Annotated in this window: 12 protein-coding genes; 5 read left to right on the top strand and 7 right to left on the bottom strand. The window is 66.8% G+C overall.

Annotated elements, in window-relative coordinates:
• Positions 1–27 precede the first annotated feature (27 nt).
• The 3 genes from ACIG47_RS13215 to ACIG47_RS13225 all read right to left on the bottom strand — a co-directional run bounded on the left by ACIG47_RS13215 (position 28) and on the right by ACIG47_RS13225 (position 3885).
• Positions 28–1137, bottom strand: coding sequence for a hypothetical protein (locus tag ACIG47_RS13215; protein WP_397431265.1), 1110 nt, complete (start codon positions 1135–1137; stop codon positions 28–30).
• The gene (locus tag ACIG47_RS13220) at positions 1130–2617 is read right to left on the bottom strand and encodes a PD-(D/E)XK nuclease family protein (protein WP_397431266.1); all 1488 of its coding nucleotides are present in this window, start codon (positions 2615–2617) and stop codon (positions 1130–1132) included. Before ACIG47_RS13220 ends, ACIG47_RS13215 begins: the two co-directional genes overlap by 8 nt.
• 857 nt (positions 2618–3474) lie before the next feature.
• Positions 3475–3885 carry a hypothetical protein gene (locus tag ACIG47_RS13225; RefSeq protein WP_397431268.1) on the bottom strand — a complete coding sequence of 137 codons (411 nt, stop codon included), beginning with the start codon at positions 3883–3885 and terminating at the stop codon, positions 3475–3477.
• A 209-nt stretch (positions 3886–4094) separates the two neighbouring features.
• Between ACIG47_RS13225 and ACIG47_RS13230 the strand changes: the two genes are divergently transcribed.
• The 5 genes from ACIG47_RS13230 (at position 4095) to ACIG47_RS13250 (ending at position 9077) form a co-directional block, all read left to right on the top strand.
• The gene (locus ACIG47_RS13230) at positions 4095–4541 is read left to right on the top strand and encodes a hypothetical protein (RefSeq protein ID WP_397431269.1); all 447 of its coding nucleotides are present in this window, start codon (positions 4095–4097) and stop codon (positions 4539–4541) included.
• Positions 4538–5785 carry a hypothetical protein gene (locus ACIG47_RS13235; RefSeq protein ID WP_397431271.1) on the top strand — a complete coding sequence of 416 codons (1248 nt, stop codon included), beginning with the start codon at positions 4538–4540 and terminating at the stop codon, positions 5783–5785. The genes ACIG47_RS13230 and ACIG47_RS13235 overlap by 4 nt, the downstream gene beginning before the upstream one ends.
• Before the next feature lie 57 nt (positions 5786–5842).
• Positions 5843–6532 carry a hypothetical protein gene (locus tag ACIG47_RS13240; RefSeq protein ID WP_397431273.1) on the top strand — a complete coding sequence of 230 codons (690 nt, stop codon included), beginning with the start codon at positions 5843–5845 and terminating at the stop codon, positions 6530–6532.
• Positions 6533–6589: 57 nt separating this feature from the next.
• The gene (locus tag ACIG47_RS13245) at positions 6590–7222 is read left to right on the top strand and encodes a hypothetical protein (RefSeq protein WP_397431274.1); all 633 of its coding nucleotides are present in this window, start codon (positions 6590–6592) and stop codon (positions 7220–7222) included.
• A 421-nt stretch (positions 7223–7643) separates the two neighbouring features.
• Complete coding sequence (locus tag ACIG47_RS13250; RefSeq protein WP_397431275.1) at positions 7644–9077, top strand: hypothetical protein; 1434 nt, start codon at positions 7644–7646, stop codon at positions 9075–9077.
• Positions 9078–9209: 132 nt separating this feature from the next.
• Here ACIG47_RS13250 and ACIG47_RS13255 read toward each other — a convergent pair whose 3' ends face one another.
• From ACIG47_RS13255 to brxD, 4 genes are all read right to left on the bottom strand, one after another.
• Positions 9210–10370 (bottom strand): DUF6000 family protein, encoded by a 1161-nt coding sequence (locus tag ACIG47_RS13255; RefSeq protein WP_397431277.1) that lies wholly within the window; start codon positions 10368–10370, stop codon positions 9210–9212.
• Positions 10371–10704: 334 nt separating this feature from the next.
• Complete coding sequence (locus tag ACIG47_RS13260; protein WP_397431279.1) at positions 10705–11742, bottom strand: restriction endonuclease; 1038 nt, start codon at positions 11740–11742, stop codon at positions 10705–10707.
• A 192-nt stretch (positions 11743–11934) separates the two neighbouring features.
• Positions 11935–13980: a DEAD/DEAH box helicase gene (locus ACIG47_RS13265; protein WP_397431280.1), complete on the bottom strand. Its 2046-nt coding sequence runs from the start codon at positions 13978–13980 to the stop codon at positions 11935–11937.
• A gap of 41 nt (positions 13981–14021) precedes the next feature.
• Positions 14022–15350: a BREX system ATP-binding protein BrxD gene (brxD, locus tag ACIG47_RS13270; RefSeq protein WP_397431282.1), complete on the bottom strand. Its 1329-nt coding sequence runs from the start codon at positions 15348–15350 to the stop codon at positions 14022–14024.
• Positions 15351–15352 lie beyond the last annotated feature (2 nt).

Below are 15352 nucleotides of genomic sequence, written 5' to 3' on the forward strand. Positions count from 1 at the left end.
ACGACAGGCAGGCTCCAGCCACGGGTGCTACGCATCCGAACCCTCCTCGGTCGGCAGGCTCAGCCTGCGGTCCACGTCCTTCAGGAACTTCTTGACGAACCGCAGCGCGAGCGGCGGACGACCCGCCGACTCCCGCGCGGTCCGGAACTTCTCGAGGTACTGCTTGTCCCCCGTACGGCGGTAGTCCGGAACGACGAGAAACGCCCGGTCCCAGGGCGGGTCGGACGGGATCCCGGCGAACTTCCGGCCCAGGACCCGCGGGTTGGCGTAGTCCTTGACGTCGACCGCCCACCGCGCGCCGTCGGGGAAGGTGATGAGCAAGTCGTACGTGTCGAACTTCGGCCACATCTCGACGTCGAGGCCACGCTTGTGCAGCTTCGTCTCCAGGTCGAGCTCGAACAGGCCGGGCCCGGTGACGAACGTCCGCAACGGCAGGCGCAGGTGCAGGACGCCGCCGGGCGTGTTCGAGTCGATCAGGCGACCGACCTTCGTCGTCCTGGCGCGGCAGCGGTCAAGGTCGCACCGCCACTCGTCCTGGCCGATCGGGCGGAGCAGGCATCCGCACCAGGCACACTGCGCGTAGTGGTCGTCGCGGCGCAGACGCGCCGAGGCGGTCTCATAGCAACGGTCCAGAAGGTCCACGACGGGCATCAGCTCCATCCGAGCCCGCTCGGTGACGTGCTCGGCGTAGGTCAGCGTCGGATTCTCGATCAGCAGGCGTCGGAACGCCTCGTAGCTCTCCGGGGCGTCGAGCGCCCGGCAGGTGTCGAGGACCTCGCCGAGGATCTCGTTCTCGAGCTTCTCCCCGATCGGGTCGTGACGGTTACCGACGATCAGTTCGGCACACTCCTGGGTCGGGCTGCGGGTGTCCTTGTGGACAAGGACCGCCTCGGAGTCCGAACCCGGCAACCACATGCGCACCGGCTCGTCGGCGATCAGGTCGATCATCGCGGGCACGCTGTCGGGGGTGTCGTACCCGTCGTGGGGCAAGGTCCGCAGCACGAAGTGGTTGTAGACCCGTTGGACTACGTCGTCGTACACCAGCTTGCCCGGTACCTCCTGTTGGGCGAGTCGGTGAACGGCGACTGCCAGGCCGGCGACGAAACCCGACTCGTCGATGACCTCGGCCTCACTCATCGGTCTCCTCCTCGGTTTGGTCTGCCTCGGGGCACCACTGGCGGTAGGAACAGGAACGGCACGCCGCTCCCGGGGTCGGACGGAAGGTATGGTCCTCACGCCACCTTCGGGCAACGGGCTCGACGACGGTGCGGGCCGCACTCACCGTGGCCGGATCAGACGGGTCGAGGTAGCGCAGGTCGGGACCACGGTCGGTGAGGTACTCGACCTCGATCCGCGCGACCGGCTCACCGAGCGCGCCGCAATGGCAGAGCAGGACCGCGAGCGCCAGCTGGAGGCTCTTGCGGGTCTCGAAGGGGTGCTTGCGGCCGGAAGGTGCGGACCTGCTGGTGGTGGTCTCGCGCCAGACGAGGTATCCGTCCTCGCGGTAGAGGAGGTCGGGCTTGGCGTTCAGCACGGCGGAGGCCTCGGGGTCGAACATCACGACTTCCGGCTGGACCTGGAGATCGGAGATCTCGGCGCCGGTGTTCAGGGGGCAGACGGCGGCGTGGTGGCTCAGCAAGGTCCGGGCCCGGACCCTGTCATCCGGTCCGAGACCATCCTGAACCAGGGCCGCTGCCGGGACCTCGGACGGACACGGCCCGACGTCGTCGGTCCCGTGGGCGGCGTCGAGCAGGCCGTCGACCGCTCGGCCGACCTGGATCCGGGTGGACTCCTGAACGCCGTTCGACAGGTGAAGCGCGTGCAGGCGGGCCTGGCGTGGGCAGGCCTCGTGGTAGCGGAGTGTGGTGGCGGAGACCCTGCGGAGCGGGGCCGACGGCACATTGATCCCGAGCAGGCCGGGGGTGCGGTGGATCGCCTCACATGTGTCGACGATCTTGCAGTCATCACAGTTGCGGCCGGGCGTCGCGAGCGTCTCCCCCAGGACGCTCTCTGCAGCGACGCGGCCGTCGCTCTCGTAGCGCACCTGTGCCTCATCCGGGGTCCCGTCGAACCACTTTTTGATCGATCCGTCGAGCAGACCGACCTGGCGCACCGACACCAGGTCGGGACGGACCTCCGGAACGCCTGTCGGTCTGAACGGCTGGGACCACTCGCGAGGCGCCGGCCAGGTGGACGCCGTCCCGAAAGCCGTCGTCAGGGCTGCAATCGCGACCTTCGACGGCGGGGCCGACCGACCCGTTGCAGTCGCAAAGGCCAACAGGACGAACACTCGCTGTCGTCGATCGGCGCTCACGTAGCCTCGGCCCCACGAGTAAAGCTCGCGCAGCTCGTCGCCCGCCTTGCCCCGACGGACCCAGACACCGGGCTCAGGGACGAGACCCTCGTCCAGGAAGTCTGGGTAGTTCGTCACCGCGTTCCTGATCCAGCCGATCTCCGGCTCGTCGAACCTGCCCTGCAGACGCACCAGACCGTCGAGAACATCAGCCCGCGACCGGCTCTGCAGCTCGATCTCGTCGAGAGCTGCCAGGACGGGACGGAGCAGGAAGCCTTCGAGTCCCTCGCGCTCTCGACGGGGACGGTCGATCCGGTCCGTCACTCGAGCCTTGACCCGCTCGAAGCGAGTGCACGACGTGTCGTCAGCCCCGATCCCGGCACCCACACGAACGATGGGGAGCGGAAGCCCGACCGTGGTGGCAGGAACACTCGGGCGAGTCGCCGCGAACGAGGTCGTCGTGCGAGTCGGTCTGCCATAGCGGGCAGATAGTGCGGAGCGCCCACGGGTCGTACCGGGTTGGATCCCGAGCTGGTCGGACATCAGGTCTCCCGAGAGAGTAGCGGACGGTTCGTCGCGGCGACACGAGCCGACCGCGATTGGTGCTCCCGCGGTCGTGCCGACCCCACTACTTTTCCGTGCGCCCACCTCCTGCGGCATCACCCAAACCGGTAGACCGGCATCCCCCATTCGGGTAGAGGTACAGCGATGGAGCCGTCACCCCAGGACCGGAAGTCGGCCCAACGGAGGCAAATTCAGTTCCGGGTTCTGGCCACCGCGACTTCGGACTCAACGACGTGATTCGCCCGGTCGCCAGCGGCGGTGATCGTGTCCCCGTGCCGGTGAACAGGGTGCCCGCTCACAGGCCAATCGACTGCGTAGATACGGAATACGCCGGGCGCGGGGGTGCCAGCTGAGTCGTGCGCCGAGCTCTGCTCCTCACGGCACGGTGTCGTTCAGTCGACGTCTTCCTCGCTCAGGTCGGCGGGCGCCAGCGGACCGTCCTCGAACCACTCGGGCGCGATCTGTGCGAGCGTCGAGTCGCTGTCCAACTCGTCGGTTCGATTTGCCCAGCCAGCCAAGAGGTCCCAGCCCTCGTCGTTGCCGAAGGGCGCGAAGTCGTCCGCTGGATCGTCGTAGATCGGTTCCCGGAAGTGCGCGGCGAAGGCCGGGTGCTTCGGTCAGAGGTCGGTGTCCTCGTCGCTCACATCCGTCGTATCCATGACAGGCATGATCGCACCGTCGGCAATGCCGTTGTGAACGAACGTGCTGATGTCGTCGAGAGCGTTCGCGGCATTGCCACGAGCTTCGTTGTCTTCGAGAAGATCCCGCAAGACAGGCGTGACCGCGTCAAGGTCGGTCCGCCCATGCAAGCGAGCAAGGTGTCCGACCGCCAACGCCGCAATCGAGCGGACCGAGCCGTCTGCATCCCGCATCAGCTCGACGAGTTGACTTTCCATCCATTGCCGATCCGGCTCGGTCAAGGCGAGCGCGATCGCCGCTTCGCAGATGATTGGCACGTCATGATCCGCTCGTGCCCGCTCGAGGTCGTCTCGACCGAGAGGAGTCGGCCGACGGTAGATGCGCTTCACTGAATTATCCCCTTCACGATGGCTATGCCTACGCCCCTACGCAGGGTTCGAGCCCGGCCGAGGCAGCAGGCTCGGTACTTCGCCCGGGTGAACAACGGTCTGCGAGCGGACACGGCACCGGGATCTCGACGAGGGTTAGGCGGGGCTCACGCACCGTCGCAGAAGGCGACGGCGGTGGAAGGCCCAAGCCGCGTCCGACGGAGGATGCTATGACGCACTGGCTCTATCCGGTGAACCCGACGAACCGAGACTCCTGGGGATACACCGATTCACCGACGACGGTGATGGCACGCAAGAAGGAGACCCATACATGGCACGTGCCCAGGAGGTTGGGCATCACCACCGGAGACCTGATCTGGGTGCGAGAGTCCATACACCAGGACAATCCCGTGGCGAAGGTGGTCGGCGTGGGCGTAGTCCGCAGCGACGAGCCCTGGGCCGAGGACGACGCCTATCGATTCAAGGTTCTCTTCGGCACTGGCCTCTGCCAGCACCTGGCAGCCAACCCATTCGGTCTGGTCGTCGACACCGTCCCGATGAGCGCGAGGAAGCTGAAGGACCAGGAACAGGCTCAGCTTGCCCTAACCCTTTTCGAGTTCACCGTTGCAGAGGCGCGAACACAGGCCCTCGGCAAGCGGTCGGGGAGCACACTGTGAACCAAGAGATTCAACTGATCAGTGATGGCGACGGCCTGGCTGTCATAGGGAATCCTGAAGTCGTCGAACGATTCCTCAGCACCGAACGTCTGCAGTCCAAGGACCTCGGTCTCCAGCGGCTCGGGCCGAGCTTCAGTGCCGCGGCCGGCGTCACGCAGGCAGGTTCCGAGCTTGCCGCCAACTCCGGTCGCTGGGTGAAGCTGTCCAAGGAGTCGGCGCAGCTCGTCGACAAGTGGGGGCTTCGGACGAGCTCAAAGACCGGCCTGAGCTCTGGTGTGCTGAAGGGACCCAGCGGTCAGATCAGGGGGTTCGTCGAGTTCGCGGCGAAGGGTCCTGGATCCCTGTTGACGAATCCGGCGGCGCTAGCGGGCGCCGCCGGGATTATGGCGCAGCTCGCGATGCAGCAGGCGATGGATGAGATCACCGACTATCTCGCCACGATCGACGCGAAGGTCGACGACGTCCTGCGTGCGCAGAAGGACGCTGTGCTGGCCGAGATGATCGGAGCGGACCTCGTGATTGAGGAGGCCATGACGATCCGGGAGCATGTGGGACGAGTGTCGGAGGTGACCTGGTCGAAGGTCCAGGCCACCTCGATGACGATCGCGCAGACGCAGGCCTATGCGTTGCGTCAGCTCGACGCCCTCGCAGAGAAGCTGGAGCGCAAGTCCTCCGTCGGCGACCTCGCCGCAGCGTCGAAGGACGCCGAGTCCGCAGTCACGGAGTGGCTCGCTGTTCTGGCTCGCTGCTTCCAGCTGCATGACGCGGTAGCGTTACTCGAGCTCGACCGTGTGCTGGATACGTCGCCGGAGGAGCTGGACCGTCATCGCATCGCGCTGAGGGTCGCACGGGGCAAGCGGCTGGAACTCATTTCGCACAGCACCGCGCACCTCATGGCCCGGATCGACAGAGCGGCTGGGACGGCGAATATGAAGGTACTCCTGCACCCGACCTCGTCCAAAGCCGTGGTGCAGTCGAGCAACAAGATGGCGACCGCCGTCGTCGACTTCCACGGACGCCTTGGGATCGAAGGCGATCGACAGGCTCTGGAGGCGAGGCGATGGGTGGACGCCGTCACAGAGGTGAAGGACAAGGCGATCGAGACCGGGGCGGACGGCGTCGATGCCGCCAGGCGCCTTGGCAACGGCACCATCGACCGTGCCAGGTCCGTGACGGGCAAGCTGTCTGGCGAGATCGCTACGAGGACTCTCCGTGGACGCGGGGACGACGAAAAGACGAGGTAATGGGTAGATGGTCCGGACCACGCACAACCTCACTGAGCGGCTCCACGGGGCCATACGATGACAGATCTTCCGCCGCTGCTGAGAGAGAAGACCGCGCCCGAACGCAGTGAAGCTGTTCTGGGTCAGGCGGTGTCTTTCAACCCACAGACCTGGAATCGATGGCTGCCGGACGAGCTCTGGCCGGACGAGCTTGATTTTCTCCAGGTCACGGGCCGCACCCACCGGATCACTCGCGAGGACGTCTTCAAGCTCTCCGCACATGTCGAGACGCCCGCCCAAGCTGTGCGGTGCTATGTCGCAGCGTGCGTGTGGGGTACCGGAACAGCGGGCCTCGGAGTCGTCCGGCGCACCCGCCCGTTGCACTCGCACGACGACGCCGGCGAACGCCTCCTGAAGGCAATCACGATGTTGCGCGAGGACGGTGCCGTCGCCGCTTACCGAAGCCTCCGAAGGGGTGGCGACACGCATCTCAGCGGGATCGGCCCGGCATTCTTCACCAAGGTGCTCTACTTTGCCGGCTGGGGCACCGCAGCGGGTCCGCGTCCGCTGATCCTCGACAGGTTCGTCGTCAGAGCCTTCAACGAGCAGGCTGAACTCAGCTGGCGAACGGACTGGGGCTGGACCCCGAGCCAGTACGAGCGGTACCTGGACACAGTCGCCGGTTGGGCGAGCTCATGGGGGACGACCGCCGATGTCGTCGAACGTGAACTCTTCGATCACGGCAAGGCAATGGGCAGACGACGATGAGCCGCCGGGCTCACCAGACTGCCCGCGAGGAAGCGCACAGATCGGCACGTTGTCGCCATGCCGGATGAATCGCGATTGAACGGCGACGAACCGTTTACGGAGATCGGGGCGACCGTACGGGACTTCTGGGCCTACGCCCTGTCGGACCTGAAGTCGAACGCCGCCCGCGGGCACCTTGCCGAGTTTCTCGTGGCAAAGTCAGTCGGGGCGACCGGGGCGCGCATCGAGTGGGACGCATATGACGTGCTGGCGCCCGACGGGACCACGATCGAGGTCAAGACGTCCGGACACGCCCAGACGTGGCACCGCACTGCTCCCCCAAACCTGAGATTCAGCGGCCTCCCGGGCGGAGGCGAAGGCACCAAGGTCAAGCGATCCTGGAGTGCGGCCACCGGCACGATGATCGATGCCCACGTTGCCGACGTGTACGTGTTCTGCGTACACACCACGCGTCAGGACGAGCCCTACGATGGCCTCGACATCGCTGCCTGGGAGTTCTACGTCCTTCCAGGAACGGCAGTCGCCCGTTCCAAGCAGAAGTCGATGGCTTTGTCGACCGTGGTGCGCCTTGGCGGGACCCGGCTCAGGTGGAGGGACCTTGCACGGGCGATCAAGGATGCAGCCACGCTGAATGCAGTCGTAGCCGACCAACCGGCGGCACCCACAGAGCGCTCACACGCCATCGGATAGAACGAACTGTTCTTGGCCCGCTGGCCGAATGCGTCGTGTGCGAGTGCCGGGAACTGATGCCTGGGCAGCTCTGTGCCATCGTCGCGACGGCGGACTTGTCCAGCCCAGTCTCGTCCGGCGAATCACCAGTCACCGATCGTGCCCAGGGAACCTGGCTGCCCTTCGCAGATGAGCGCGATGATCGAGCCGCTCTCGTCGGCTTCGGCAACGACAAACTCGTGTACGGGCCAAGGGCGAAGCGGGCGTCTCGTCGACTCATCAAGCACGCTGCAGGGAATCAGCCGGGCTACGGCCCACGACTGACCGTTCCGGTGCCCTCCTGGCCATCGCGAACGCTCCTCATCGTGGGTCGACCCGGCCGACCGCCGCTGGTGGGTTATTCACTCGTCCGCCGCTTGTCGTCGTTGACATCATGTGCGGCGTGCTAGCTACCACCGAGATCGCCGACCGTCTCTCAGACGGTGCCGCTGCCGTGCTCTCGGGTGCGCTAGGTCCGCTCGCTGAGATCGAGAACTGGATGCTGCTCGCGTCGGCAGGTGAACTGCTTCGGATCGACCGGACGGCACGTTTCTGGAGGCACCGCGCCGCGCTGGGAACGGCAAGCCTCTGGGAGGGTGGAACGCTCAGGAGGTCCGGCTGCCTTGGCGCTGCCCTCGCGAGCATGCACGGCGATGGTCGGGTCCGGGAAGCCGCCGTCGGCATCCTCACGCGGACCGATGCCCCGTTGGCCGACCGTATGCTCGCCATCCGCCTCACAGATCATGTCCGGCCCGTCCGAGACGCAGCCACCAGGGCTGTGCTCCGCAGAACATCGCTGACTCAAGCGGACCAGATCGTGCCCGTCCTGCACCTCATCGAGGGACGCACGCGAGGCGCCGAAGTCCTGCCCCTGTACCTGCACGCGCTCGCCGGGGTTCACGGAGAAGCCACACTGTGGTCGCGCTTGCGCGGCTCGACCACACCCGCGGTCCGGCGTATGGCCTTTCGGCACAGTCTGACCAACGAGCTGCTGAGTGTCGGCGACGCCGTCGCCGCCCTGCCGCGCGAGCACGACCGCATCGTCCAGAGCCTCCTCGCACACGCCATCGCCGACCGGGCCGCCCCCGACGTCGTAGCCTCGGCCCTCCTGAGCGACAGGTCGGCCGAGAGTCGTGTGCTCGGCCTCGTCCGGCTGACCGCTGACCTGCTCGATGCCCCAGATGTGGAGCGGCTGCTGGTCGATACTGGCGTCCTGGTCCGGCTGTGGGCACGGCAGCGCTACGAGGAGCAGGGCCTCAACGCGCTTTCGGTGTATCAGGATGTCGCACGAGGCACGGGACCCGCAGCTGTGCGTGCGCGGGCCTACCATGGCCCGATCGAGGCCGGCGGCACAGTGGAGCACGAGACGGCGCTCGACCTGGTCCGCAGCACCGAGCCGCCGCTGACGAAGGCCGGTCTCCGACTGCTCATGGGCTGCGTGGCCCCCAGCGACGCCCCGTTGCTGTTCGAGACGCTACAGGCCGGTACCAATCGTGTCGCACGGCTCGCGTCCGAGGCCCTCCTCGAGATTCCGGCCGCGTGGTCGGACGCCGACCTGCTCCCGCTGACGTCATCCCAAGACCCCGACCTCCGACGTCGGGCGTGGTGGCTCAAGCGCAACCGCTCCGGCTGGGACGAGACGATCGCAGATCTGGAGATCCTGCTCGACCACGACCCCGCTCTCGCCGCGCTGGGCCACAACATGACCTTTCCACCGTTCGCTCGGCCTACCGAGCTACAGCGAGCTCGACTCATCGCTTTGCTTCCGCAGGTGTGGCCCGAGACCTGGCGCACGAGTCGCGTCGCGTTCGCAGCCGGGTTGCGAGGCGAGGCGTGAAGCTCTCGCCGCTCCACGTGGAGTGCACGATGGTGAACGCGCCGTCATCACGGCATGAGCGTCATCGGACGCCGCACGAAAGGCGTTCGTCAGCAACGGGATTCATCAACGCCATCGCCTCCTTGGGCATGATCAGGCCCGTGCCGCCAGGAATCTCTGCTGAAGATCGTGCGCCACGGCAAGTAGCTCTTCGATTCCCTCGACAGCCCACGTCGCGGGCTCCACTGGCGGTCTCCCCCCGAGCAGGGCGATCGCAGCTGCCACCATCTCGAACGACTGGTCCCGACGAGGCTCGTCGGCGATCCGGTCAAGGTACGTCTTCATCGCTCCGATGGCGTCCGGCCCGGCAAGGATCGTGCTGACCGCTGCGAGGGGCAGCGCGGAGTCGTCCCGATGCGACTCGACCATGCCTTCAAGGACAGCCTCGCCGACCTCCTCCGGCGGCACTGCCAAAGCGAACCATGCACCCATGCCCATCCGCCGCCAGTCGCCTGAACTCAGCAGCCATCGCACCTCGTCCGCGGTGATCTTGGCGCTCGCCCGCACGAGCGCTCGTTCAACCTCGTGCAGGTAGGCGGTGGCGTTGGAACCCGTCATCTTGAGGTAGAAGGGCGCGACGAATCGCCGGTCGATCCGAACAGTTCCCCGCCGTTCAGGCGGGCTGTTCCGACGAGTTTCGTCCGGGTCCCGCCCTAGCTCCTGCAGCAAGCGGTCGATGTTGTTGCCTGCCTCGATCGGCAATGGCGAGTACCGCGGGGAGACCGCGAGCTGTCGGAACCGGTCGGACAGCCAGACCACGTCCCAGTTGTTTGCAACGCCCACCCGAACTACACCGACTTCGGTCCCCAGGATCGTCCTGGGCACCGACCAACGTGGGCCGGGTTCGTCCTTGCCGCTCCAGAGCTCGACCCGATCGGCGAGCACGACCACCGCTGCCGGACTCCCGCCGGACGCGTTCGGTCCGGCTACCTGCAGGCCCAGCTCTCTGCCCACCGCACGAGAGGGCGCGAGTGCCGCAACGGGGATCACCGTGCCATCGGGACGCCGCTCGGACGCGTGCCTCGCCACCCGCTCGATCTGCCGGGTCAGCATCCCCAGGAGCGGGATCACCCCCGCTGGCGCAACGATCACCGACAGCACGAATACGGACCAGGCAGGAAACCTGGCTGCGTCGGCCACCACGACCAGCAGACCCGCGAAGACCGACATGGCCACGACCCACACGACGATCATCCGATACGTCGTCCAGAAGAAGTTCGACCGCACGCCCACAACCGTCTCCTGCCGCGTCATCAGCGGGAGTCTCCCATCACGCCAGCACCAGCAGAACCATCCGACTCGGCAATCACCCTGCCCCCGGGCCCTGTCCACGACACCCCAGGACGCGAAGAGGCCCGAACCCGCGAACTTCCGCGGATCCGGGCCTCCAGCCAGGCTCGACTCCCGAGAACCCGGGAGACCGACCTCAGAAGTTGATCATGTGGTTCGGAGGCTCTGGATCGTTGGAATTCTGCGGTTTCTAGTCTAGCGGGGGCGGGACGTGCCTGCTGCGTGCCACTCCGGATGAGACGTCGAATCAAGCCAACGAATTGAGCAGCGCGTCGACCGGCGGACCCGGTCAGCGGTGTCATGCCAGCATCCAGACACGCTGGAGAGGGAGTCGCGTTCGCATCTCTTCGGGGAGTCGCTCATAGAGCCGGAGGACTGCATCGACGACATCTTCGGAGGTCCACGCACGGATCTTGAACTGCTGGTGGCGGACAGCCACTCGAGCGGGTCCGGTGAGGCCGCCCCACGCGATCAGGAGGCCCTGGTCGGCATTCTGGGTCGAGACGACGCCCAGCAGGTCACGTACGACCGACTCGCCGACTCCTGAGCCGGACTTGACCTGGACGATGACCCTGGGAGCGTCCATTCCTAACAGACCGCGCCCCGCGACGATGTCGATCCCCTGGTCTGCGCCCGGAGGGGACATCGTGCACGTGAAGCCTTCGACCTCAAGGAGCGCGGTGATAAGTGCGGCAAGATCGTGTCCGGCAAACTCTTCTGCGATCCGGGTGGTGATCTGGTCGCGCGCCACCTCCTCGACGTCGGCATGAAGCTCGGGCTCGTCGACGGCGTCCTCGTCGAAAGTCTCCTTGCCAGGCTTGGGTGTCGGTCCGAATCCGACGGCACCTGGATCTTCCCCAGTCGTGAGGAGTGCTTCCAGACGCTCGACCGCGTGTCCCTTGCTCGGAGCGAAGATCGTCAGCGCGCTGCCGAGCGTGTACAGCAGGTCTTGCTTGACTGCCGATCGTGGCAGGTCGTTCATCTGCCAGTCGACCTGGACCGTGTGACGCCGGTCGGGTGCCTCGTCCGAGAGGTACTCGTAGCCGCCGATCACCCGTCCGATGGCAATCTCCTTGGTCGCGCGGACAGGCAGGACCATCACATCGCCGACCTGGATCCGTCCCCGCAGGGCCCAGAGCTGACCGGTGTAGCCCGCCTGCTGGACAGCGTTGAGGTCAGGGAAGGCTGCCGCGACGACGACCGCAACTTCCTTGCGCGAGTTACACGCAGTGAGATCCGGGACCTCCTGCCAGCCAGTGCCGGCGCGCCCGTTCGCCAGGACCCACTGCGCTCGCTCACCGTACTTCCCGGCTCGGACCACCCATGCTGCGGTCATGACGTACCTCCCGATACTGATGCGCGATCCGACCGAATTGGCTTCGGCTGGTGCTGCCCCATGATCTCGTAGAGCTCTTGAACCCGGCGCCAGAACCTTCTGCCAGCGGGCTTTCTCGGTGCGGAAGAGATCACAGCTCCTGACGGCCACCTCATCATCTAAAACGTGGCGTGACGTGGTCGAGCGTCAGCGTCACTCTCCTCCAATTGCATCTGACGGTCGGGCAAGCTCTTGCGCGGCGAGACGAGCTCCGGGTCGATCAGCGAACCGCTCGGCGAGCGTCTTCACTGCAGCCGCTTCGGGGAGCGCGACGGAGAACTTAAGGCTCGTGACCATCTCGGCGGAGACGCGGGGGGCGACGTCGTCGAAAGCGACGTCCGCAAGCTCGCCCAACGGTCCAGCCCGGCGGATCACCATGATGTCGTTGAAAGACTGTCCTTCTGCTCCGCCCAACCCGGCGCGCAGGGTCTCGTTGGCTTTGAGCCCTGCCCAGGTCCACACATGGACGTCCTGACCCGATTGCTCGACGACTAGCCCGTCGGGTGAGACCTGGTGTGTCCGCGCCTCGCGCACCAGGTCTAGCCGGTCTACCGCCCGTCTGGACAGCGGGACGTCAGGGGTCTCACCGAGGAGCACGTCCCGTTGAGCACGCATCATCTCGCAGGACAGCGCGATGGCGTCGCTGTGCCAGCGCACGTCGCCTTTGTAGGCGACCGGGCTGACGAGGACCTCGAACCGCTCCCAACTCACGCTCTCGACATGCCAGGCACGCCCGTTGAGGAGGATCGGCTTCGAGTCGAGCTTCGCTACCCCATCGCGTGGTAGGGCGAGCGGCGAGATGAATCCGATCTCCTTGGTGCCGGCGACGACGCGCAGTTCCTTCTCCGCGTCGAACGAGCTCAGCAGGTCCATGAAGTGCCGGCGCCCGAAGGCCTTCTCTGCGGCCGGCCCGAGCATTAGCAGGCCACCGTCCTCGACGAGGAAAGCTTCGTCGCGCAGGTACGCCAGCACCTCCTCGCCGTCCTCCATCAGTGCGAGCGAGCCCCACCACTCCTTCCATGTGTTGGCGCCGAAGGAACCCTCCTGCAGCGCGAGCGCCAGCAGCTGCTGTGCGGTGAGGTGTCTCGGGTGCGGTGGCGGTACGACGGGTTCGACGTAGCCGCGCCGCCAGAGCAGCAGCAGCCCGGCCGCCTCCAAGAACGCATCCGAGCTGGTCGTGAGGAACAACGTGTTCCGCCTGGTCCCGGGTCGCCGCCCAGTCCGGCCCAGCCTCTGGAGAAAAGACGCGACGGTTCTGGGCGCGTCGATCTGGATGACCCGGTCCAGGTCGCCGATGTCGATGCCGAGCTCCAGCGTGGACGTCGCGACGATGACGGTGTTCTGTGCCTCAGCGAATGCCTGCTCGGACCGACGCCGCTCCTCGGCAGACAGCGACGAGTGGGAGACGAAGGTCTGGACGCCAAGCTCCCGAAGCTCGAAGGCGAGCTGTTCGCTGACGCGGCGCGACTCGCAGAAGACGAGCCGCTTCTCACCGCGGTGAAGGGAGGCGACGACCTTGGCCGCGTTGGACACCGACCCGACGTAGTCGAGCAGCACCTCGGGATCGGACGGCGGGGTCACCTCGGACACCACCCGCAGGTCGCGCGACCCGCCGAAGGCCTCCCCGCCCTGCAGCCAGCGCCCGATCTGCTCGGGATTGCCCACGGTCGCGGACAGCCCCACGCGCTGGATGGGCAGTCCTGCGAGCCGTTCGAGCCGGGCGAGCACCCCCAGCAGGTGCCAGCCTCGGTCGGACGCCGCGAAGGAGTGCAGCTCGTCGACGACGATCGCGTGGAGTCCTGCGAAGAGCCCGTCGTGCTCGACCCGGCGGGAGACGAGCATCGCCTCGAGCGACTCAGGGGTGGTCAGAAGGATGTCCGGCGGTTCGGCGAGAATCCGCTTGCGTTCGGTGTCGCCGATATCCCCGTGCCACAGGCCCACCCGACGGCCAAGCCAGCCACCGTATGTCGTCAGGCGCGGATAGAGGTTGTTGAGCAGTGCGCGCAGTGGCGTCACGTACAGAACCGACAGCCCGCTCCACTGGCCCTGCACCATCGAGGTAAGGAGCGGGAAGACTGCGGCCTCGGTCTTGCCGCCGGCGGTCGGGGCGATCAGGACGCAGTCCGCCCCGGACCGCACCGGCTCGACTGCAGCGGACTGCAGCGGCCGGAGCGAGGGCCAGCCGAGCGAGTTCACCACGTGGTACTCGATGGCCTCGTCCAGCTCGGCACCCGCAGGCATCAAAAGCCCAGGTCCACGTCGTCGACTGACGACGCCGTCCGCAGGTCGCCGCGTGCGTGCGCCTCCCGTTCGACGGCGGTCAGCTCCGTCGCGCTGACCGTCAGCCGATAGTCGCGGCGAGGATCGAAGTCGGGGAACTGGTCGACGCGGTCCAGGACGTCCGCGACGAGCTTCTTCAGGAACACACGTGGGGCCACGCCGGTCCGACCGCCGAGCTCACCGGCGACCGCCGCAGCCAGGGTGGCGACATAGGCATCGTCGACCACGGTGTGGATATGCCCGGTGGCCTCGGCGCCCGCCGCGTAGATGTCCCGGACCCGTGACCCGAGCTCCACCAGCGTGTCGGGTGTGAAGCCGCGCAGACGGATTTGCGTCGCACGCGGGTTGTCGAACCGGTCGTCGGTGTCGAAGTCAGTCTGGAGCCGCTGTGCGAGCGGGGCGAGCCGCTGCACTCCTTGCTGGCCGTCGTAGAACGCGGGTGTACCGGTCATGAGCACGTACAGCCCCGGGAACCGACCAGCGTCGACCTCGTCCATGAGCTGCCGCAGGGCGTTGAGGGACTTCTCACGCACGTCGGACCGCATCCGCTGGAGCGTCTCGACCTCGTCCAACACGAGGACCAGGCCGGCGTAGTCGGAGTCTCGTAGCACTGTGAGCAGGCCCTGGAGGAAGCCGAGCGCCCCGAAGTGGTCCAGCTCGCCCCGCACCCCTGCCGAGCGCCGGACAGACGCCGAGACGTGCGGCTGGCCCCCGAGCCACGCCAGCAGCGCATCTGCTTCAGCCTCCTGTCCGGTGGCACGAGCCTGCCGATAGGCCCGCAGCGCCATCGCGAACGCAGGAGCCTCCTTCGAGACGGCCGCGAGCCGCTTCTCCAGGAGCTCGTCCGTGCGGGCCTCGACCGAGTCGGCGTCCAGCGGCCCGCCCCCTTGCACGTCCTGCCCGAGCACGTAGAGCCACCCGTCCACCACGTCCCCGAGCGCGCCCGAAGAGACGCCGGGCGTCGAGAGGTTCTCCACGACGCGCCGATAGACCTTCTCCAATCGATACAGCGGTGTCTCGGTATCGGAGATCTGAATCTCGGCGGTGGCGAAGTTCTTCTTCTTCGCACGCTCGGTGAGCCAGCGCGAGAAGAAGGTCTTGCCGGACCCGTACTCGCCGCGGAGTGCCTTGAACTGTGCCGATCCCTGCCGCACGACGTCGAGCTCGTCATCGACGGCCTTCTCGAACCTCCCGAGCCCGACGGCCAGCACGTCCAGACCCTGTCGAGGCACCGTGCCCCGACGAAGTGCGTCGATGATGTCGCGTCGTCGTCTCGGGCTGATCGTCACGT

This window comes from Promicromonospora sp. NPDC052451 (assembly GCF_044547525.1).
Classification (GTDB): Bacteria; Actinomycetota; Actinomycetes; order Actinomycetales; family Cellulomonadaceae; genus Promicromonospora.